Origin of the sequence: Lacticaseibacillus daqingensis (assembly GCF_003946115.1) — a bacterium.
Classification (GTDB): Bacteria; Bacillota; Bacilli; order Lactobacillales; family Lactobacillaceae; genus Lacticaseibacillus; species Lacticaseibacillus daqingensis.
Genome location: NZ_RHOH01000006.1, coordinates 132,853 through 152,973 on the forward strand (window position 1 = coordinate 132,853; position 20,121 = coordinate 152,973).

A 20,121-nucleotide genomic window follows, 5' to 3' on the forward strand; every position below is an offset into this window, starting at 1 on the left:
TTGCCCCACGGGCACGAGGATTGGGTCACCACCAGACTACGGCTCGGCACAAAGGCGGGGCGCAATTTGCGCTTGGACGTGTAATTTGGTTGGGATTCAGGCATAATAGGGGTAGTGTACTTACGCCAAAAAGGAAGAAAAGCATGACACCGAATAAAGAAGACTACTTAAAAATGATTTTCGAGTTGGGCGGGGATACCGCACTGATTTCGAACAAGCAGATCGTGGCGGGCCTTGACGTCAGTGCCGCCAGTGTCAGTGAGATGGTCACTAAGCTGGTCGAGCAGCGTTATGTGACGCACACGCCTTACCAAGGCATTAAACTGACGGCCAGCGGGCAGCAAAAGGCGGCCATGCTGGTGCGCAACCACCGGCTGTGGGAAGTTTTTTTGGTGCAATCGCTGGGCTATCCCGTGGATGCCATTCACCAGGAGGCTGAGAAGCTGGAGCACGCCACCACGCCAGAGATGGCCGATCGGCTGGCCAAGATGCTCGGTAAGCCGCAGTACTGTCCACACGGTGGGGTGATCCCGGACTCTGATGGGCATTACCTGGACCAGAGCCGGGTGGCCTTGGCCGATGTCGAGGTGGGCCAAAAGGGGCACATCGAACGAGTGGTTGACGAGGCCGCGGTGATCGATTACATCTTCGGGCTGGGGCTACACATTGAGGACCACTTCACGGTGGTCGACAAGGACCAGCAGACGGTGACGCTACATCAGACGGAGACAGGCAAGGATTTGCCGATCGAGCGCAAGCGCGCCTCGCATATTTTTGTGGAACTCAAAGACTAGAAAGTGGTGGCAGTTCAAGATGGCTAAAGAAATCGCAGCAGTGATCACGTTGTTCGGCGGGTCGGGTGACCTGGCGCAACGCAAGCTGTACCCGGCGTTGTTCGGGCTGTATCAGCGGGGGGTTCTCAAGGACCACTTCGCCGTGATCGGCACCGCCCGGCGGCCGTGGACGGACGAGTACTACCGCGACATTGTGAAGACCGCTGTGGCAGGGGATTCCATTGAATCGACCGCCCAAGCCAGCGCGTTTGCCAGTCATTTTTACTATCAATCGCACGATGTGACGGATGCGGCGCATTACATCACGCTCAAGGAGCTCGCTGCGCAGCTGGATGAGAAGTACGCGGCCGGCGGCAACCGGCTGTTTTACATGGCGATGGCGCCGAACTTTTTTGCCACGATCGCCAGTCACTTGAAGTCCGAGGCGCTGCTCACGGCAACGGGCTTCAACCGCCTGATCATTGAAAAGCCGTTCGGCCACGATTACGCCAGTGCCAAGGCCCTCAACGATTCGATCACGGCGACCTTCGACGAGAAGCAGATCTACCGCATCGATCACTACCTGGGGAAGGAAATGGCGCAGTCGTTGCTGGCCCTGCGCTTCGGAAACCCACTGCTGCGGACTGTGTGGAACAAGGATTACATTCAAAACATTCAGATCACGCTGGCCGAAGCGGTCGGGGTCGAGGAACGGGCCGGCTACTACGAAACCTCCGGCGCCTTGCGCGACATGGTGCAAAACCACGTCATGCAGCTGCTTGCCTACCTGACGATGGATGAGCCGGCCGCGCTGACCGCGGATGCGGTGCACACCGTCAAGGCCCGCGCGTTTGATCAACTACACCGTTACACCGAGGCGGAAGTGGCGACCAACTTTGTGCGCGGGCAGTATACGACGGCGACCATCGATGGCGAGGCGATCCGCGGCTACCGCGATGAGGATGGCGTGGCGCAGGATTCGATGACCGAGACCTTCGTGGCCGGCAAGATCACCACAACGGCGCCGAACTTTGCGGGGGTGCCGATTTACGTGCGCACTGGCAAGCGCCTGACGCGCAAGTCGACGCAGCTGACGGTGACATTCAAACCGCAGGCTAACAGCCTGTTTGGGGTGACGGCGGCAGACACCCTGACGATTTATGTGGAGCCGAGCCAGGGCTTCTCCCTGCAACTCAACGGCCAAAAGCTCGGGCAAACCAATGTGTTGGCGCCAGCCGAGCTCGCGTTTCGCCACGACCCGGCGGCCGCCAAGTCGGCACCGGAGGCTTATGAGCGTCTGATCAACGATGTGCTGCACGGCGACCAGACGAACTTCAACCACTGGAATGAGCTGGCGCAGACCTGGCGGTTCGTCGACGTGATCCTCGCGGCGTGGGCCAAGGACAAGACGATGCCGACTTACGCGGCCGGCACGATGGGCCCCCAGGCGGCCAAGGACCTGCTGGCGCGTGATGGGGCCGAGTGGTTCTGGCAGCCAACGCGGATCCAGATGGCGGATTAATCCATGAACGGTCAGAAGCGTTGAGCTACCTCGCGGGTGGCTCAGCGCTTTTGTGCCCTGTTACCGTGTGATGTCACGCCAATTTTGAAAGGAGGGGCCTCATGCTTGAGCTGCCAATGCCCAATGACACCTCGCGCAAAATCATTCACGTTGACATGGACGCGTTTTACGCGTCGATTGAGCAACGTGACGAGCCGCGGCTCAAGACGCGGGCACTGGTGATCGCCCACGACCCGCGCACGACTGGGGGCAAGGGGGTCGTGACGACCGCCAATTATGTGGCCCGCCAGTACGGCGTGCACTCGGCGATGCCGGCCAGCCAGGCGTTACGGTTGGTGCCCAAGCGCCTGCTGACGTTCAAAGCGCCGGACTTTACGAAGTACCGCGCGGTGTCGGCACAGATCCATGCGCTGTTTCACCAGGTCACAGACCTGATCGAGCCCGTGGCGTTGGACGAGGCGTACCTGGACGTGACCGCCAACCGCGACTTCCCCAGCACCATCGCGCTGGCCTTGTGGCTGCAGGACCAGATCCGTCAGACCACGGGCCTGACCAGCTCGGTCGGCCTGTCGTATAACAAGTTTTTGGCCAAGGAAGCCTCGGAGTACAACAAGCCGCAGGGGCGTACCATCATTCTGCCAGAGCAGGCGCAGGCGTTTTTGGACCAGCTACCGATCGAAGCCTTCCGCGGCGTTGGCAAAAAAACGGCCCCACAGCTCGAAGCGATGGGCGTGACCGATGGGGCGAGCCTGCGCCGCTTCAGTCAAGCCGAGCTGATCGCCGCCTTCGGTAAAATGGGCTTTGGCCTGTACCAGCACGCCCGGGGGGTGGATAACCGCCCGGTGGTGGTGCGCGATGCCAAGTCAATCGGCAAGGAGCGCACGTACCGCAGTGTGCTCACCACTGAGGCGCAGGTGCAAACGGAGCTGCAAAGTCTGGCGGAACAGGTCGCCGGCGCCTTGGCCCGCAAGCAAAAGCACGGGAAGACAGTGGTGCTCAAGGTGCGCGACCGCGATTTTGTGACCCTGACCCGGCGGCTGACGCAGGATGGTTACGTGCAAGGGGCCACGGCGATTTTTCAGGCGGCGTGGCAACTGTGGCAGGGGCTGACGCCGAAGCCTGAGGCGATCCGGCTGCTGGGCATCACCGCCACGGGGTTAGACCCGCAGCAATATGAGAACATCGACCTGAAACTGTAGCAATACAGTTCGCTAACTATGGTATAATCGGGCTAAAGACTGTATTGAACGGGAGCTTGAAGAATGGCGACAAAACACGAACAGATCCTGAGTTACATTGCCAGCCTCGGGGTGGGCACCAAGATTTCGGTGCGCACGATCGCGAAGCAGCAGAAGGTCAGCGAAGGCACGGCGTACCGCGCCATCAAGGAGGCGGAAACCACCGGCCTGGTGTCGACCATTGAGCGGGTGGGCACGATTCGCATCGAGCAAAAGCCGGTCAACAACATCGACTCGCTGACGTTTCGGGCGCTGTTGAAGCTGATCGATGCCAAGGTGCTCGGCGGCTCGGCCGGCCTCGCCAAGAAGCTCGATAAGTTCGTCATCGGCGCGATGACGCCGGATGAGATGACGCGCTACATCACGAAGAACTCACTGGTCATCATCGGGAACCGCGAGGACGCCCAGCGCCTGGCGCTGCAAAACGGCGCGGCGGTGCTGATCACCGGGGGCTTCATGACCTCCGATGCCGTGATCGGTTTGGCCAATTCGCTGTCTTTGCCGGTATTGCAAACCAGTTTTGACACCTTCACGGTGGCGACAATGATCAACCGGGCGCTGTCGGATCAGGCCATCAAGCAGGACATTTTGACCGTGGCGGCCATTTACACGCCGCTGGCCGAAACCAAAACCGCGCTGGTCGATGACACCGTGGCGGATTTCATGCGCCTGCGAGCCGACCGTGCGGACTTCGTGTTGCCGGTCATCACCGCTGGGGGCCGCTTAGTCGGCATGGTCACGCCCAAGCTGGTGGCCGGCAAGAAGCCGACGACGCCGCTTGAGCGCGTGATGGTCAAGGACCCGCAAACCGTGCGGCCGTACCTGAGCGTGACCGCGGTGGGCCACACGATGCAGGGCAACGGGCTGAACCTGCTGCCAGTGGTCGACGACGCCTGGCAGCTGCTGGGGATCGTGACGCGCACCAGCGTGTTTGCTAGCCTGGCCGACCTGGGGAGCACCTCGGTGGGCACGACCATCGCCGACATGGTCGACGCGCAGATCGAGCTGGCTAAGGTGCAACCCGAAAACGGCACCGTGTACCTGATGCACACCACCCCGATGATGACCAACAAGCTGGGCACGCTGAGTTTTGGCGTGATGAGCGAGGCGGTCAACGCGGTGGTGACCCACTACCTGAACGCCAGTGGCCGGCGCAATGTGCTGGTGGAGCAGCTGTCTTTGCACAGCTTCCGCCCGATCCAGCTGGAGTCAACGGTGCAGGTGACCCTGCGGCCGCTTGAGCTGACGCGCCATGAAGGCTCATTTGACATTGAACTGCAGACGGATGGCCTGCCGGTCGCCAAGGCCTTGGTCACCTGTCAGCTGCTAGAAAGGACTTCACGATGATTCAATCCGCGATTATTGACGCGATCCGCCAGTACGACACGATCCTGATCCACCGGCACGTCAACCCGGACCCGGACGCCTTGGGCTCCCAGGGCGGGTTGGCTGAGGCCATCCGGGCCGGTTTTCCCACCAAAAAGGTCTACCAAGTGGGTGGCCCAGTGGGGAACCTCGACTGGCTGGCCCAGATGCAAACCGTGCCGGATGCGACCTATGCTGGCGCGCTGGTGATCGTCTGTGACACGGCCAATCAGCCGCGCATCTCGGACGCCCGCTATCCGCAAGGGGCGATGCTGATCAAAATCGACCACCACCCCAACGACGATGCATACGGCGACCCGACCTGGGTCGATGAAGCCGCCAGCTCGGTGTCCGAGCTGATCTATGACCTGATTCAGGCCAGTGACGGCGCGTTGAAGCTTACCGCGGCGGCGGCGCGACTGCTGTACGCCGGCATCGTGGGCGACACCGGGCGCTTCTTGTTCAACAACACCTCGCCGCACACGCTGAACGTGGCGGCCGAGCTGATCAAGCAGGACTTCGATCCGACCGCGCTGAACAACCGGATGAATCAGATCACGTTTGCGCAAGCCAAGCTGCAGAGCTACGTGTTCATGCACCTCAACGTGACCGAAGCCGGCGCGGCGACCGTTGTGATCCCACTTGAGGTGTGGCAGGGCCTGGGTCTGACGGCAGATCAGGTGCATGCCGCCGTGGGAACACCGGGCCGTCTCGGGGAGGTCGTGGCCTGGGCACTGTTCGTGCAGCAGCCCGATGACGCCCCGTACCGTGTGAACCTGCGCTCCAAGGGCCCGATCATCAATGACATTGCCCGCGCCCACAATGGGGGCGGCCATCCGCTGGCCAGCGGGGCCAAAGCCCAAGACGCTGCCGAAATCGCGGCCATCACTGCCGAGCTGGCAGCGCTGGTCGCCAATGATAAGGAGTAACCATGACCAACCAATTCAAACAGTACGGGCTCAAGCCGTTTTTGATCAGTGCCTTGGACCGCATGAACATCACCACGCCGACACCGATTCAGGAAAAAGTGATCCCGGCTGCCAAGCGCGGGGAAAGTGTGATCGGCCAAAGCCAAACCGGGAGCGGCAAAACGCATGCCTTCCTGTTGCCTCTACTCAATGCCATCGACGTGACCAACCCCAACGTGCAACTGGTGATCGCGGCACCGTCGCGTGAGCTCGCCACCCAGATCTACACGGTGGCCAGCGCCTTGGCTGAGGACATGCCAGCGATGCGCATCAACAACTATGTGGGCGGCACAGACAAGAACCGCCAAGTCGAGAAGCTGACCAACCAGCAACCGCATGTCGCGATCGGCACCCCGGGGCGGCTGCTTGACCTGATCAAGGCGCAGGCGCTGGCCGCCCACACGGCGACCGCGTTTGTAGTCGATGAAGCTGACATGACGCTCGACATGGGCTTTTTGCCGATCGTCGACCAGATCGCTAGCCTGTTCCCGGCGGACCTGCAGATGCTGGTGTTCTCCGCCACGATCCCGCCGAAGCTGCAACCGTTCTTGAAGAAGTACATGGCGCATCCGACCGAGATCGTCATCAAGCCCAAGCATGTGATCGCCGATTCCGTCGACAACTGGCTGATGTCGGTCAAAGGCCAGGACAAAAACGCGCTGATCTACAAGCTCCTGACTCGGGGCAACCCGTTTTTGGCGCTGGTGTTTGCCGACACGAAGGAAAGCGTCGATGCGATCCACCGCTACCTGGCCAGCCAGGGGCTGAAAGTGGCCAAGATCCACGGCGGCATCGCGCCGCGCGAGCGCAAGCGCGTGATGAAGGAAGTCGCTGACCTCAAGTACCAGTACGTGGTGGCAACGGACTTAGCGGCCCGCGGCATCGACATCGACGGCGTGTCCCTCGTGATCAATGCGGAGCTGCCTAACGACAACGAGTTCTTCATTCACCGCGTTGGCCGCACCGGCCGCAAGGGGCTGCCTGGCACCGCCATCACCCTGTACCTGCCGGGGCAAGAGGCCAAGATCGCCGAACTTGAGCATCTGGGCATCCATTTTGCCCCCAAGCAGCTCAAAAACGGTGAGCTGGTGGACGGCTACGACCGCAACCGCCGCCAGGCCCGCAAGCCGAAGACGGAAGAAATGAGCCTGACCATTCGCGGCCTCGCCAAGAAGGAAGCCAAGAAGAAGAAACCGGGCTACAAGAAGAAGATCCAGGCCGCGATTGCAGATGAGCGGCGCCGCAACAATAAGATCAAGAAGCGTGAAGAGTTGCGCAGCGCCCGCAAGGCCAAAAAGAGCAAGTAGTCACATCGCCCGCACGCGCTGGCGGGCGCGACCGGGTGCATCAGGCGCGCCACTTGCCGCACAGGATTACGGGCTGAACGGGCGTCTTCTGATGGTGAGTCGCGCAGAACATCTGAGGCCTAGCGATGCGATCGGACTGATCGCGACTCAAAGCCGCGAATGCGCACTGGCCAGAGACTTGAATCAGGTTCTACGTCGGCCTCAAAGGAGGGCACTATGGCAGATCAATCACTTCTGTTACCGGACTGGCAGACCCTCAGCGCCAAACAGCGCGACTTTGCGGCCACGCAGCTGAGCCGCTACTTTTTGAGCCCGCTGGTAGCCGTGGACGCGCGCGTGCCGGTGACGGTGAGCTGGTTCGGGCAAACGCTGGCCACGTATGATTTTCTGATCGCCGGGGAGTGGCTGCGCTTTGTGCCGGGGATGCGCCAGGTGAGCCTGGGTGTGCCAAACCCGCTGCCGCCGGCGATGCACCCAGTGGTTGACGCGCTGGGCGTTGGGGCGGCTGCTGTTGTGGCCCACTTGAGCCCGGCGGCGGTGGTCGATTTGCCGCCGATGCTGGTGGCGCGCGCCAGCATTGCGAGCGACCTGGAGGTGCTGGGGCAGATCGATCTGCTGACGCAGCGCTTCTTGGGCAACCACTTCGCGTTTAGTCCGGTGCGCCAGGCGGTGCTGACGCTGTTGCAACCATCCGCAACAGAAGCGCCGGCGGCCCTGGCACCGGTGCTGACGGACGGCCAGGTGGTGCTGCGCCAGGTCGGCGAATCGACGTATCAGGTCGCCCAACGCCGCGACTGGGACCTGCCACAGCTGCTGCGGCGGCTCGGCGGATTCGGGTTTGGCCTCGCCACTGAGCGTGAGTTCGAGTACCTGATGAGCGGCGGCGGCACCAGCCTGTTTGCGTGGGGCAACCGCCTGCCGACCCAGCCGATGAACTACGTGCCCAACCGCTTTGGTCTGACTGTGCCGGTGGTGGGGCAGCCCGAGCTACTCGCCACGGCGGTGGCCAAGCGGGCTGGCCTGACCGCGCCGCCGACCGGTGCGGCGTGGCTCGGCCTGTCGCCGTTTTACCGGGCGGCCGCGCCGACCTTTGCCGGCAGCCGTTACCGCAAAATCGTGCGAATCGCGCTGTGACCGGTTGACTTGCCAAGGCCCAATTCGTATAATTGAGCGCGTTAGGATATGCGACAAAGGTCAGCTTCCCATCCAGAAAACGGCGTACTGTTGCGAGCGTCGTGGCCTGACCCAGCCGTGCTCCCTGATATCGAGATGAATACCGTAATTAAGAGGTTAACGAGTGACATCGTTGCAACCAAGGTGGTACCGCGCGCAAGCGTCCTTGGATTGCAGCGGTGTTTTTTGTCGGTTCGCAGGTGCGAACACCAGTAGGAGGACACAATGAAACAACTTTCAAGTGCACAGATCCGCCAGATGTTTCTGGATTTCTTTAAGGAAAAAGGGCACGCAGTCGAACCCAGCGCCAGCTTGATCCCCGTCGATGACCCGACGCTGCTTTGGATCAACTCCGGGGTCGCTACGCTGAAGAAGTACTTTGACGGGACCGTGGTGCCCGCCAACCCCCGCATCACCAACGCGCAGAAGTCGATCCGTACCAACGACATTGAGAATGTCGGCAAGACTGCGCGTCACCTGACGTTCTTTGAAATGCTCGGCAACTTCTCAGTGGGCGACTACTTCAAGGAAAGCGCCATCCCGTGGGCGTGGGAGTTCCTGACATCAGACCGCTGGCTGGGGTTGGACCCTGCCAAGCTGTACGTGACGGTGTACCCGAAGGATACGGAAGCCAAGCGCATCTGGCACGACGTTGTGGGACTGTCGGACGCGCACATCTTCGAAGTCGAGGACAACTTCTGGGATATCGGCGAGGGGCCATCCGGTCCGGATTCCGAAATCTTCTATGACCGCGGCCAAGCATTCAACAACGTGGCGGAAGACGATCTCGAGAACTACCCGGGGGGTGAAAACGAGCGCTACCTGGAAGTCTGGAACATCGTGTTCTCTGAGTTCAACCACCTGCCGGACGGGCGCTTCGTGGAGCAGCCCCACAAGAACATCGATACCGGCATGGGGCTCGAACGGCTCGTGTCCGTCATCCAAAACACCAAGACGAACTTCGAAACCGACCTGTTCATGCCGATCATCAAGGCCACCGAGGCGCTCAGCGCCGGCCGCAAGTACGGCGCTGATGCCAAGGACGACGTGGCTTTCAAGATCATTGCGGACCACGCCCGCACGGTCACCTTTGCCATTGGGGACGGTGCGCTGCCATCCAACGAAGGGCGCGGTTACGTGCTCCGCCGCTTGATCCGGCGCGCGGTGGTGAACGCCAAGAAGCTGGGCATCAACCAGGCCTTCATGTATCAGCTGGTTCCCGTGGTCGGGCGGATCATGGAAAGCTACTACCCAGAAGTCCTGAAGAACCAGACCTTCATTCAAAAAGTGATCCGCTCCGAGGAGGATCGGTTCCGCGAAACGTTGGACGCCGGCTTCAGTCTGCTGGACGCCACCATCACCGACTTGAAGGCCGCGGGCCAAACCGAAGTGCCGGGCGCCACGGCGTTCAAGCTGTTCGACACGTTTGGCTTCCCGGTTGAAATGACCGCCGAGATCGCGGCCGATGAGGGCTTCACCACCGACATGGCCGGTTTTAAGGCCAACATGGACGCACAACGGGCCCGTGCGCGCGCCGCCCGGGGGGACGCGCAGTCCATGGGGAGCCAGGACCAAGTGCTGATGGGAATCAAGGACGCCAGCCGCTTCACGGGTTGGACGGACCTGCAAGATGACGCCCAGCTCCTTGAGCTCGTGGTCGATGATACGCTCGTGGACCGCGTCACCGCTGGCACGGCGCGCCTGCTGTTTGATCAGACGCCGTTTTATGCGGAAATGGGGGGCCAGGTCGCCGATCACGGGATCATCACCGATGCCGATGGGGCAGTGGTGGCCAAGGTCACCAATGTGCAGCACGCCCCGAACGGGCAGAACCTGCACACGGTCGACGTGGAAGGCACGCTGACCAAGGGCGCCACCTACACGCTGACCGTGGATGAAACGCGGCGCAAGAAGGTGTCCATGAACCACACCGCGACGCACTTGCTCGACCAGGCGCTGCGCGAAGTGCTCGGCGAACACACGCACCAGGCGGGCTCTTTGGTTGAGCCCGGCTACCTGCGCTTTGACTTCACGAGCTTTGGCTCGGTCACCCCGGCGCAGCTGCGTGAAGTGGAGCAACGCGTCAATACCCAGATCTGGCGCCAGTTGCCGATCACATGGGAAGAGCTGCCGATCGAGGAAGCGAAGAAGCAAGGCGCCATTGCGGTGTTTGGCGACAAGTACGGCGACGTCGTGCGCATCGTGTCGATCGGTGACTACAACCGCGAGTTCGATGGCGGCACACACCCGACCAACACGGCGGCGCTGGGGTTGTTCAAAATCACCAGTGAAACCGGCATCGGCGCCGGCACGCGTCGAGTTGAGGCCGTGACCGGCCAGGAGGCCTACGAATACTTGACCCAGCAACAGGACTTGCTGCAGGAAGCCGCAGCGAACCTGAAACTGGACCAAGTGGCCGCCGTTCCGGCCAAGGTGCAAAGTTTGCAGGCCGACCTGCGCGCCGCAAGCAAGCAGGTCGCTGGCCTGCAGGCGAAGCTGGCGGCCCAAGAGGCGGCCGGCATCTTCGATCAAGCCGCTGATGCCGGGGCCTTCACCCTGATCGCCAAGGCCGTTGACGTGGCCGGCATGAATGAACTGCGCCAACTGGGCGACCAGTGGCGCGAGAAGGCGGCCAGTGACGTGCTGGTGCTGGCAACCGCCAAGGATGGCAAGGTCAGCCTGCTGGTTGGCGCCAGCCCGGCAGCTATCAAGCAAGGCGTCAAGGCCGGCGACCTGATCAAGGCCATTGCCCCAGCCATCGGTGGCGGTGGCGGCGGCCGGCCGGATATGGCCCAGGCCGGCGGGAAGAACCCGGCCGGGATCGGTGCGGCACTGAAGCTGGCGAAGGACACCCTGATCGCGCACGAAAACTAAATATTGTGAAAGGCGCGCAACCCCTTGCCGTGACCGCTTTCAGGGCGACTCCTGGCGCTGATCGGGGCGAGGGGTTAGATTGTACTTTTGGCCAGATTCAAGTAAACTATAGGGTGAACTGGACAGAATAGAGGTGTTAAGAATGAGCACATTGGATCAAACCGTCCACTTTGATTTCCCGGATAACAACCCGAAGAATGTTCATGAAACGTTAGAGACTGTGTACCAGTCGCTTGAAGAAAAGGGCTACAACCCGATCAACCAGATCGTGGGCTACCTCATCTCTGGTGACCCGGCGTACATTCCGCGTTACAACGACGCGCGGAATCTGATTCGCAAGCACGAGCGCGACGAGATCATCGAAGAGCTTGTTCGCAACTATCTCGGCAAGGAGAAACAATAGATGCGCTTAATGGGATTAGACGTTGGCTCCCGCACGGTGGGGGTCGCGTTGAGCGATCCGCTTGGCTGGACGGCGCAGGGCCTTGAGATCATCCGCATCAATGAAGATAAGGATGATTTTGGCCTGGACCGCGTGGCCGAAATTGTGGCGCAGTATGAGGTGACCGAGTTCGTGGTGGGCTTGCCTAAGAACATGAACAACACACTGGGCCCGCGGGCGGAAAAGTCACAGGCATACGGTAAGATGCTTGAGGCCCGCTTCAACTTGCCCGTTGCGTTCACCGACGAACGGTTGACCACCGTTGAGGCGTCGCGGATGCTGATCGAAGAGGCAGACGCGTCGCGCAAGCGCCAAAAGCAAGTCATCGACAAGCTGGCGGCCCAGATGATCCTGCAAAACTACTTGGACCGGGTGAGTCACTAGGTCCGCCACGGAGGAAAGCACATGGCTGAAGAAAACAACGAAAACCTGCACGCAGGTGAAGACGAGCAACTGATTACCCTGATCGACGAAAAAGGCAACGAGGAACTGTATCAGGTCCTCTTCACCTTTGACTCTGACGACTACGGCAAGAGCTACGTGTTACTTTACCCACAAGGCGCAGCCGAAGACGAAGACGTCGAGATCCAGGCCTTCTCCTTCACCCCAGACGAAAACGGCGACGCCAGCCAAGGCGACCTGTTCCCGATTGAGGACGATGATGAGTGGGAGATGGTCGAAGAGGTGCTGAACACCTTCTTGGCCGATGAAGACGACGAAGACGGCGAATAAGCCACAGGAAGCAGTCCGCGGAGGGCTGCTTTTTTGGTCCCCAGAGCGGCGCAAAGCGCACTTAGCAGGTCAGCTAGCATTCCTAACGTATGTCTGCCTGTAACTCACTGCGTTCGAACAGGCAGAGCAAGCCAAGGCGCTTGGGGCGCACTTGGCCCCGAGTGACTTGGCGTAGCTAGATGCACCTGCGTTGCTTTGCGCCGCTCGACGAAGACCGGAAATCAGTAAGCGAATCGGAAAGTCTCTAACCAAGGCTTCACAGTTAAAAGAATCCCGAAAAGTTTGCGATCGCACTCAGGCGCGAGTGGCAGGGTGGCTTAGACCGCACCAACATCGCCACGCCGCTCGACGAAGACCGGAAATCAGTAAGCGGGTCGGAAAGTCTCTCACCAAGGCGTCACGGTCAAACGCATCCTGAAAAGCTTGGGCCACACTTAAGTGCAAGTGGCAGGGCGACATAGACTGGACCCAGATCGCCATGCCGCTCGACGTCTGGCGTCACCGATTCTTTCATGGTAAAATAGGCCAGTATGCAGTTTCGGCTGGCCTATTTGGCGTCGGCGGAAACGCGGTTTAGGAGGGGTTTGTGTGGAAGAACAGAAGCGACGGTTCAAGGCCGTTATCGGGGACAAAACGTACACGATCGTTGGCCCGGGCTCAACGGCCCACTTTTCGGCGGTGGTGGCGATGCTCAACGAGCGACTGACGCAGATCAAAACACTTGCCCCAACGATCAGTACGGAAGATGCTGCGGTGTTGCTGGCGTTCAATGCGCTGTCCGACGCGGTGAAGATCGAGGCAACTGCACAGCTTGCCGCGCAGGAGTGAGTGAATGTTAAGTTTGGGCATTATTCTGGTGTTAGCCTACTTCTTTTATGAGGGCATGCGCCGCGGGGTCTGGTTGCAGCTGGTGCACATTGTCGGCTATTTGATCAGCCTTGCGATCGCCACGGCAGGGTATCAGGCCCTGGCCACGCACCTGACGCTGTTGGTGCCGTACCCGTCGGCTACCGAGTCAAGCGAGTTCGTGTTCTTCAGCAACCAAGTTGGGCTGACGCTGGACCAGGCGTTTTATCGCGGTGTGGCCTTTGTTGCCTTGCTGGCACTGGGGTGGCTGGTGACGCGTTTTGTTGCGCTATGGCTGCACGACCTGAAGTACCGGCCGGTGGACCCGAGTGTCAACGGGCTGGCCGGGGGCGTCTTGAACCTCCTGATGGGGTACTTGTTCGTCTTCCTGTTGCTGTACCTAGTGGCCCTGATTCCCGTGGCCGGGCTGCAGCACATACTGGCCGACTCCTTTGTGGCGAAGCTGATTGTGCGCTACTCCCTAGGCTTGACCGGGTTGTTTACCCACCTGTGGCTTGAAGCCTAATTCGTCCAATCATGCGGGCAGGCCTTTGGTCTGGCCGCTTTTCACGTTTTAATTAGGAGATGAAGTGATCCATGAACCCAAAAATTCTCAAGACCCTGGCGTATGACCAGATCAAGGCGCAGTTGCTGCAAGACGTGGCCACGGCGGCGGGCCAGGCGCGCGTGCGCGCGCTGACCCCGGCCAGCGATGCGCAGGCGGTTCAACTGGCGCTGGATGAAACGGCCGATGGCGCGGCGATTCTGCGATTGCGCGGCGGGATCCCGATCCCGCAACTGACCAACATCGGCCCCGCCCTCAAGCGGGTGCAGATCGGTGCGGTGCTCAACGGCAGCGAGCTGGCCGAGCTGGCTCGCGTCCTGCGCACGGTCAGCGCCGTCGATAAGTTTCTGGTGGACCTGAGCGAAAACCTCGACCTGCGGCAGGTGTACGACTTGCAGCAGCAGCTGACGAGCCTGCCGGCGCTTGAGCGGCGGCTGGTGACGGCGGTTGACGATGAGGGGCACCTGACCGATGACGCAAGCCCCGCGTTGCGCAGCATTCGCCAACAAATCAAGCGGTTGGAAGGCGAGATCCGCACGCGGATGGACAACTACACCCACGGCGGCTCCGCCAAGTATCTGAGCGACCCGATCGTGACGATTCGCGATGACCGTTACGTGATCCCGGTCAAGGCGGAGTACCGCGGCCAGTTCGGCGGCGTCGTGCACGACCAAAGCGCCAGCGGTCAGACACTGTTCATCGAGCCGCAAGCCATTGTTGAGATGAACAACCGGCTACGTGAGGCGCAGATCGCCGAGGCGACCGAGATCGAACGCGTTTTGGCGGAGCTGTCTGAGGCTGTGGCCCCGTACACCCGTGAGCTGGCCGCCAACGCCGGCGTGCTCGGCCACCTTGACTTTATCAACGCCAAGGCCAAGTATGCGCGGCTATTGAAAGCAACGGAGCCGCAGGTGTCCACTGCGAATCACGTGGACCTGCTGGCGGCGCGCCACCCGCTGATCGACCCCAAGAAGGTGGTGCCCAATCGCATCACCATCGGTGCGGACTACCAGGCGATCGTAGTGACCGGGCCGAACACCGGGGGGAAAACCATCACCCTCAAGACGCTGGGCCTGCTGCAGCTGATGGGCCAGTCCGGCCTGTTCATTCCCGCGGCGGAGGAGAGCACCATCGGCGTGTTCTCGGATGTTTTTGCGGATATCGGCGACGAGCAGTCGATCGAGCAAAACCTCAGCACGTTTTCGGCGCACATGTCCAACATCATCAGCATCCTCGCGCATGTTGACGCGCAAAGCCTGGTGCTGTTCGATGAGCTCGGCGCCGGCACCGACCCGCAGGAAGGGGCGGCGCTTGCGATCGCGATCCTCGATGAGGTCGGCACGGTGGGGTCACAGGTCGTGGCCACGACCCACTACCCGGAGCTGAAGCTTTACGGGTACAACACCCCCAACACCATCAACGCGTCCATGGAGTTCGATGTGGCGACACTGCAGCCGACGTATAAGCTGTTGATCGGGGTGCCAGGGCGCTCCAACGCCTTTGACATCTCGCTGCGCCTCGGCCTTGAGCCAAGCATCGTGGACCGCGCGAAGCTTTTGATCGCCGATGACAGTCACGACCTGAATAACATGATCGCGGACCTTGAAAGTCAGCGCAAGGCGGCCGAAACCGAGTACAAGGCCACGCGTCGCGAACTGGATGAGGCGACGCAGCTGCATGCGGACCTCAAGGCGGCCTACACCGACTTTTTCACCGAGCGCGAGCGCCAGCTTGACAAGGCCAAAGACGAAGCCAATGCCATTGTGGTCAAGGCGACGGAGAAGGCCGACAAGATCATCCGCGACCTGCGCCAGATGCAGCTGACCAATCCGGGCACTGTCAAGGAGAATCAGCTGATCGAAGCCAAAACCGCGCTGAAAGACCTGCATCAGGAGAAGGCCGCGCCGAAAAACCGGATCCTGCGCCGCGAAAAGCGCAAGCAGGCGCTGACGCCGGGAGACACGGTCAAGGTGCTGAGCTACGGCCAAACCGGGGAGCTGCTGGCGCCGGTCGATGCCACGCACTGGGAGGTGCAGATCGGCATCATGCGCATGCGCATCGCCACCAAGGACCTGGAGAAGATGCAGGCGCCGGAAGACGCGACACCTAAACGTCGGGTGGCCACCGTGCGCGGCGGCATGACCGGGCCGGCCACCACGTTGGATCTGCGCGGTGAGCGCTACGACGATGCAATGGCCAAGCTCGACAGCTACATCGATGCCGCGCTGCTGGCCAGCTACCAGCAGGTCACCATTATCCACGGCTTGGGCACCGGCGCGATTCGCAACGGCGTCACCCAGTACCTGAAGCGCAACAAGCAAGTCAAGCGCTTCGGCTTCGCCCCGCAAAACGCCGGCGGCTCCGGTGCAACAATCGTGGAGTTTAAGTAGCGCGTGGCGCGGGGGCGTTTAGTTGTGGGCAATTAAGTCGCATTTGGCGGCTGAGTGTGGTATATTAAAATTAGTCATAGTTACGAAAAGTAAGAAGGAGTGACTCGAATGGTTGAAGCAGTAACGGATACGACGTTTGAGCAGGAAACAGCAACCGGCGTGACCCTGACCGACTTTTGGGCGACCTGGTGTGGCCCGTGTCGGATGCAGAGCCCAGTGATCGATGCCTTGGCGGAGACACGCAAGGACGTGAAGTTTGTGAAGATGGACGTGGATGCGAACCCAAACACGCCGCAGTCTTTTGGCATCATGGCGATTCCAACGCTGTTGGTGAAAAAAGACGGCGAGGCGGTCGAAAAGATCGTGGGTTACCACACCAAAGAGCAGCTGTCCGAAATCCTCGACAAGTACACGAAGTAACTAAAAAAGCGAACGCCGCGGCGTTCGCTTTTTTAGTGGTGGATGAACTGGGTGGTGCGCGCCACTGGGGCCTTAGGGTCCAAGGCGGCTGTCAGCGTGACCACCTGCTTGCGACGATCGATCGTCGGGTTGGCTTCCACCACCATGCCCAGCACCTGTTGCAGACTTTCGGCGAGGAATCCTGCCTCAAGGCGAAAGTCCGGCGCGTCAAAGTTTGCGATGCGCGTCTGAACAACCGGGCCGCTCAGGGTGTAGTTGCGCTCGTGGTGTTTGCTGCTGGCCGGTGCCAGCACGCCAAAGCCCACGCGCTCAAACAGGGTGGTCAGCTGGTCTTCTTCGACGGGCAGCTTACGGGCCAGCGCGCGGCCGGCCCAGTAAGCGATGCTGCTGGTTTCCTCACCCAGTAGGTCGGGTAGTAGCAAGTCGCGCAGCATCAGCTCGCCGAACAGCGGGCCCTGCGCATCCAGCGCGAGTAGTTCTTGGTAATCGGCTTTTGCCATGATGGCCTCCTCAACGGTTGCCGTAGGGCGGCAACGCTCGCTTTTAGTATACCCAATTCGCCGCGGAAAATCAGCGGTCAGCATGAGACTTGAAAAAAGCGCGCAGGACGCCCACAATATAGATTCAGACTAAGCGAAAGAGGCAAAGATAATGAAGACGCAACCCATTGGATTCATCGACTCCGGGGTCGGCGGGCTGACCGTCGTCAAGGAGGCCTTGCGCCAGCTGCCCAACGAAAACATCGTGTTCCTCGGCGATCAGGCGCGCCTGCCGTACGGCCCGCGGCCCGCGGCGCAGGTGCGCGCGTTTACGTGGCAGATGGTCAACTTCTTGCTTCAAAAAAACATCAAGATGCTGGTGGTGGCCTGCAACACGGCCACGGCCGCGGCACTCCCCGACCTGAAGGCGAAGCTCGACATCCCGGTCATTGGCGTCATCGTGCCGGGCAGCCGGGCCGCACTGAAGGCCACGCACACCGGCCACATCGGAGTGATCGGCACCGAGGGGACAGTTCAAAGTGACGCCTACGCGCACACCCTGCACCAAAAAGCGGCCCGTGTGCGCGTGACCAGCTTGGCGGCGCCGAAGTTCGTGCCACTGGTGGAAAGCAACGAAATGACCAGCGCCATCGCCAAGCGGGTGGTGGCTGAGACCCTGCAGCCGCTGCTGCATCAAGACATCGACACGCTGGTGATGGGCTGCACCCACTACCCGCTGCTGCGGCCACTGATTCAACACGTGATGGGCCCAGGGGTGACGCTGATCGACTCCGGCGCTGAAACCGTCAGCGAGGTCTCCACCTTGCTGGATTACTTTGACATCGCCAACGATGCACCGGTTGGCGCGCCAACGCGCGTCTTTTACACCACTGGGAACGCCGAGCTGTTCGATGTGATCGCCGGCAACTGGCTGGCGCTGAGCGTTCAAAGCACCCACGTGACCATTGACGACCTGCCGACCGCGGGGGCCCAGGCGGCCCCGACCGACACGATCGTGGTCGCGTCCAAGAATGCGGGAAAAGTGCGCGAAATCGCCGCGATGTTTGAAGCGGACGGGATCACCGTCAAGAGCCTAAGCGACTTTCCGGCGCTGCCGGAGGTGGCCGAAACCGGGGCAACCTTCGAGGAAAACGCGCGGCTGAAGGCGGACGGCTACGCTAGGATGCTAGAACTGCCGGTGTTGGCCGATGACTCCGGGCTGATGGTGGCTGCGCTGGACGGCCAGCCTGGGGTGTTCTCGGCGCGCTACGCCGGCGCCGGCCACAATGATGCCGCCAACAACGCCAAGCTGATGGCGGCGCTTGGGGCGGTGCCCCAAGCCAAGCGTCAGGCCACATTCCACTCGACGCTGGTCTTCGCGAAGCCGAACCGACCAGCCGACGACCTGGTGGTCAGCGGTAGTGTGACCGGGATGATCACCGGCATTCCGCGCGGGGACAATGGGTTTGGCTACGACCCGTACTTTCTGCTGCCGGACTTGGGTAAAACCATGGCCGAGCTGAGCGAAACAGAGAAAAACGCGGTCAGCCACCGCGGCAACGCCATGCGGGCGCTTGAGCAGCAGTGGCGGCAGTGGTACCGCGAGACGCGGTGAGGGAGGACGAATGGTCAAAATCGTTGCAGTCAGTGATGCCCACGGCGACCGGGGCATCCTGCTCAAAATTCTAAAACAGCAGCCTGACGCGGAGGCGTACTTTTACGCCGGTGACTCGGAGCTCGCGGCAGATGCCCCGGTGTTTCAAACCTACCGGGCGGTGGCAGGGAACATGGATTATGACCCCGCCTTTCCGCTCACGCTGACCGCTACCGTGGCCGGCGTGACCATCTTCATGACCCACGGCCACCGCTTCGGCGTCAACTACGGACTGGACCAGCTGATCGAAGCCGGAGAGCAGGCTGGGGCCAACTTGGTGCTGTTCGGCCACACCCACGCACTGGGCGTGGCGCAGCACAACGGCATGGTGATCCTGAACCCCGGTAGCATCAGCCAGCCGCGCGGACAGTTTGCCCGCCTTGGCGGCACCTACGCGGTGATCGACGTCACGTCAGCGGCCGTCACGTGCACCTACTATCAGCGTGACGGCCAGCCTGCGCCAGGCCTGCGCCGCACCTTTACGCGTTAAGCAAAACGTGCGGTGACCCACACCGGGCTTGGCCCAGTGGATAAGCGAAGTGACCTGTAAAACCGCACTTGGGGGGCAGGCCGCTTCGCTTTTTCAGTTTGGGGAGCGCCAATCAAAAACGCCCAGCGCAAGCGCTAGGCGAGTGGCGTTACATGAAGACGGTTTTGTATAAAAGAATTGCGGTGATGGCGGCCAGAATTGGCGCCACCACTGGGACCCAGGCGTAGCCCCAGTCGGAGCTGCCCTTGTGGCGCAGGGGGAGCAGTTGGTGCAGGATCCGGGGACCGAGGTCACGCGCCGGGTTCAAGGCCGGGCCAGTCGGCCCCCCGAAGCTTGCCACCAGCGTGGCCACCAGGAAGCCGAGGGCCATGTGCGCGGTGCCGAGGTTATCCTGGAAGAATGGCGCCTTGGTGATGCCCAGCGCCCCGAAGAAGAGGATGAATGACCCGATGAATTCGTTGATGAAGCCGTTGAACTTGCTCTTGGTCGCACTGATGGTGCTGAATGTGCCCAGCACGTGCTGCGTGTTGACGGTCAAATCGTAGTGCGGCTTGTAGGCTGCAACGACCCACAGCTGACCGAACATCGCGCCAAGAAATTGCGCGGCGAGGTAGGGGAGCACCTCAGCCCACGGGAACATGCCCGCAACGGCGAGCCCGATCGTGAACGCCGGGTTGATGTGGTTCCCAGAGATCCCCCCGATGACCATCGCGGGGATCATGACCCCCGCGCCGTAACCAACGGCAATCAGCATCCAGTCAGAGCCGTTCCCCTTGGTCCCTTTCAGGTCGACGTTTGCGACCGAACCGTTACCGAGTGCGACCATGATCGCGGTGCCCATGAATTCCGCAATCAGGCGCACGCCTATATCGTATGTCATTTT

At 61.1% G+C, this 20,121-nt stretch carries 19 protein-coding genes; 17 read left to right on the plus strand and 2 right to left on the minus strand.

All coding sequences use genetic code 11. The annotated features are described in order from the left end of the window. The first annotated feature begins 143 nt into the window (after window positions 1-143). The 15 genes from EKM88_RS08905 to trxA all read left to right on the plus strand — a co-directional run bounded on the left by EKM88_RS08905 (window position 144) and on the right by trxA (window position 16,615). Window positions 144-794: a metal-dependent transcriptional regulator gene (locus EKM88_RS08905; RefSeq protein WP_125705332.1), complete on the plus strand. Its 651-nt coding sequence runs from the start codon at window positions 144-146 to the stop codon at window positions 792-794. Between the two features lie 19 nt (window positions 795-813). Then, complete coding sequence (gene zwf / locus EKM88_RS08910; RefSeq protein ID WP_125705334.1) at window positions 814-2,295, plus strand: glucose-6-phosphate dehydrogenase; 1,482 nt, start codon at window positions 814-816, stop codon at window positions 2,293-2,295. A gap of 101 nt (window positions 2,296-2,396) precedes the next feature. Next, complete coding sequence (dinB, locus tag EKM88_RS08915) at window positions 2,397-3,494, plus strand: DNA polymerase IV (RefSeq protein WP_125705336.1); 1,098 nt, start codon at window positions 2,397-2,399, stop codon at window positions 3,492-3,494. Between the two features lie 63 nt (window positions 3,495-3,557). Next, on the plus strand, window positions 3,558-4,880 hold the full coding sequence (locus EKM88_RS08920) for a DRTGG domain-containing protein (protein WP_125705338.1): 1,323 nt from the start codon (window positions 3,558-3,560) through the stop codon (window positions 4,878-4,880). Beyond that, entirely contained in the window at window positions 4,877-5,827 is a 951-nt protein-coding gene (locus EKM88_RS08925; RefSeq protein WP_125705340.1) for a DHH family phosphoesterase, read from the plus strand. Before EKM88_RS08920 ends, EKM88_RS08925 begins: the two co-directional genes overlap by 4 nt. A gap of 2 nt (window positions 5,828-5,829) precedes the next feature. Next, window positions 5,830-7,173 (plus strand): DEAD/DEAH box helicase, encoded by a 1,344-nt coding sequence (locus EKM88_RS08930; RefSeq protein ID WP_125705342.1) that lies wholly within the window; start codon window positions 5,830-5,832, stop codon window positions 7,171-7,173. A gap of 216 nt (window positions 7,174-7,389) precedes the next feature. Next, window positions 7,390-8,307: a hypothetical protein gene (locus EKM88_RS08935; RefSeq protein ID WP_125705344.1), complete on the plus strand. Its 918-nt coding sequence runs from the start codon at window positions 7,390-7,392 to the stop codon at window positions 8,305-8,307. 264 nt (window positions 8,308-8,571) lie between these two features. Next, complete coding sequence (gene alaS, locus EKM88_RS08940) at window positions 8,572-11,220, plus strand: alanine--tRNA ligase (protein ID WP_125705346.1); 2,649 nt, start codon at window positions 8,572-8,574, stop codon at window positions 11,218-11,220. A 142-nt stretch (window positions 11,221-11,362) separates the two neighbouring features. Next, window positions 11,363-11,623: an IreB family regulatory phosphoprotein gene (locus tag EKM88_RS08945; protein WP_125705348.1), complete on the plus strand. Its 261-nt coding sequence runs from the start codon at window positions 11,363-11,365 to the stop codon at window positions 11,621-11,623. Beyond that, a complete protein-coding gene (ruvX, locus tag EKM88_RS08950; protein WP_125705350.1) occupies window positions 11,624-12,046 on the plus strand; it encodes a Holliday junction resolvase RuvX in 423 nt (140 codons plus the stop codon). Window positions 12,047-12,067: 21 nt separating this feature from the next. Continuing rightward, window positions 12,068-12,394: a DUF1292 domain-containing protein gene (locus EKM88_RS08955; RefSeq protein WP_125705352.1), complete on the plus strand. Its 327-nt coding sequence runs from the start codon at window positions 12,068-12,070 to the stop codon at window positions 12,392-12,394. Between the two features lie 588 nt (window positions 12,395-12,982). Next, window positions 12,983-13,222, plus strand: a complete 240-nt coding sequence (locus tag EKM88_RS08960; protein WP_125705354.1) for a cell division protein ZapA — start codon at window positions 12,983-12,985, stop codon at window positions 13,220-13,222. A gap of 4 nt (window positions 13,223-13,226) precedes the next feature. Then, entirely contained in the window at window positions 13,227-13,766 is a 540-nt protein-coding gene (locus tag EKM88_RS08965) for a CvpA family protein (protein ID WP_125705357.1), read from the plus strand. A gap of 71 nt (window positions 13,767-13,837) precedes the next feature. Next, complete coding sequence (locus tag EKM88_RS08970) at window positions 13,838-16,195, plus strand: endonuclease MutS2 (RefSeq protein WP_125705359.1); 2,358 nt, start codon at window positions 13,838-13,840, stop codon at window positions 16,193-16,195. 108 nt (window positions 16,196-16,303) lie between these two features. Then, window positions 16,304-16,615 (plus strand): thioredoxin, encoded by a 312-nt coding sequence (gene trxA, locus EKM88_RS08975; RefSeq protein WP_125705361.1) that lies wholly within the window; start codon window positions 16,304-16,306, stop codon window positions 16,613-16,615. Window positions 16,616-16,647: 32 nt separating this feature from the next. Here trxA and EKM88_RS08980 read toward each other — a convergent pair whose 3' ends face one another. Beyond that, window positions 16,648-17,115 (minus strand): DUF2507 domain-containing protein, encoded by a 468-nt coding sequence (locus tag EKM88_RS08980; RefSeq protein WP_125705364.1) that lies wholly within the window; start codon window positions 17,113-17,115, stop codon window positions 16,648-16,650. Between the two features lie 151 nt (window positions 17,116-17,266). On the opposite strand from EKM88_RS08980, the gene racE reads away from it, so the two are divergent. Beyond that, window positions 17,267-18,709 carry a glutamate racemase gene (gene racE, locus EKM88_RS08985; RefSeq protein ID WP_125705366.1) on the plus strand — a complete coding sequence of 481 codons (1,443 nt, stop codon included), beginning with the start codon at window positions 17,267-17,269 and terminating at the stop codon, window positions 18,707-18,709. A 10-nt stretch (window positions 18,710-18,719) separates the two neighbouring features. Continuing rightward, window positions 18,720-19,238: a YfcE family phosphodiesterase gene (locus EKM88_RS08990; RefSeq protein ID WP_125705368.1), complete on the plus strand. Its 519-nt coding sequence runs from the start codon at window positions 18,720-18,722 to the stop codon at window positions 19,236-19,238. Window positions 19,239-19,386: 148 nt separating this feature from the next. On the opposite strand, the gene EKM88_RS08995 is transcribed toward EKM88_RS08990, so the two are convergent. Next, window positions 19,387-20,118, minus strand: coding sequence for an MIP/aquaporin family protein (locus tag EKM88_RS08995; protein WP_125705370.1), 732 nt, complete (start codon window positions 20,116-20,118; stop codon window positions 19,387-19,389). Between the last annotated feature and the right edge of the window lie 3 nt (window positions 20,119-20,121).

Coding starts and splice junctions, on each gene's coding strand:
- dinB (WP_125705336.1), top strand. CDS start 2,397: ATGCTTGAGCTGCCAATGCCCAATGACACCTCGCGCAAAATCATTCAC.
- EKM88_RS08930 (WP_125705342.1), top strand. CDS start 5,830: ATGACCAACCAATTCAAACAGTACGGGCTCAAGCCGTTTTTGATCAGT.
- ruvX (WP_125705350.1), top strand. CDS start 11,624: ATGCGCTTAATGGGATTAGACGTTGGCTCCCGCACGGTGGGGGTCGCG.
- EKM88_RS08970 (WP_125705359.1), top strand. CDS start 13,838: ATGAACCCAAAAATTCTCAAGACCCTGGCGTATGACCAGATCAAGGCG.
- zwf (WP_125705334.1), top strand. CDS start 814: ATGGCTAAAGAAATCGCAGCAGTGATCACGTTGTTCGGCGGGTCGGGT.
- EKM88_RS08990 (WP_125705368.1), top strand. CDS start 18,720: ATGGTCAAAATCGTTGCAGTCAGTGATGCCCACGGCGACCGGGGCATC.
- EKM88_RS08980 (WP_125705364.1), bottom strand. CDS start 17,115: ATGGCAAAAGCCGATTACCAAGAACTACTCGCGCTGGATGCGCAGGGC.
- EKM88_RS08955 (WP_125705352.1), top strand. CDS start 12,068: ATGGCTGAAGAAAACAACGAAAACCTGCACGCAGGTGAAGACGAGCAA.
- EKM88_RS08920 (WP_125705338.1), top strand. CDS start 3,558: ATGGCGACAAAACACGAACAGATCCTGAGTTACATTGCCAGCCTCGGG.
- racE (WP_125705366.1), top strand. CDS start 17,267: ATGAAGACGCAACCCATTGGATTCATCGACTCCGGGGTCGGCGGGCTG.
- EKM88_RS08945 (WP_125705348.1), top strand. CDS start 11,363: ATGAGCACATTGGATCAAACCGTCCACTTTGATTTCCCGGATAACAAC.
- EKM88_RS08965 (WP_125705357.1), top strand. CDS start 13,227: ATGTTAAGTTTGGGCATTATTCTGGTGTTAGCCTACTTCTTTTATGAG.
- EKM88_RS08995 (WP_125705370.1), bottom strand. CDS start 20,118: ATGACATACGATATAGGCGTGCGCCTGATTGCGGAATTCATGGGCACC.
- alaS (WP_125705346.1), top strand. CDS start 8,572: ATGAAACAACTTTCAAGTGCACAGATCCGCCAGATGTTTCTGGATTTC.
- EKM88_RS08925 (WP_125705340.1), top strand. CDS start 4,877: ATGATTCAATCCGCGATTATTGACGCGATCCGCCAGTACGACACGATC.
- EKM88_RS08905 (WP_125705332.1), top strand. CDS start 144: ATGACACCGAATAAAGAAGACTACTTAAAAATGATTTTCGAGTTGGGC.
- trxA (WP_125705361.1), top strand. CDS start 16,304: ATGGTTGAAGCAGTAACGGATACGACGTTTGAGCAGGAAACAGCAACC.
- EKM88_RS08935 (WP_125705344.1), top strand. CDS start 7,390: ATGGCAGATCAATCACTTCTGTTACCGGACTGGCAGACCCTCAGCGCC.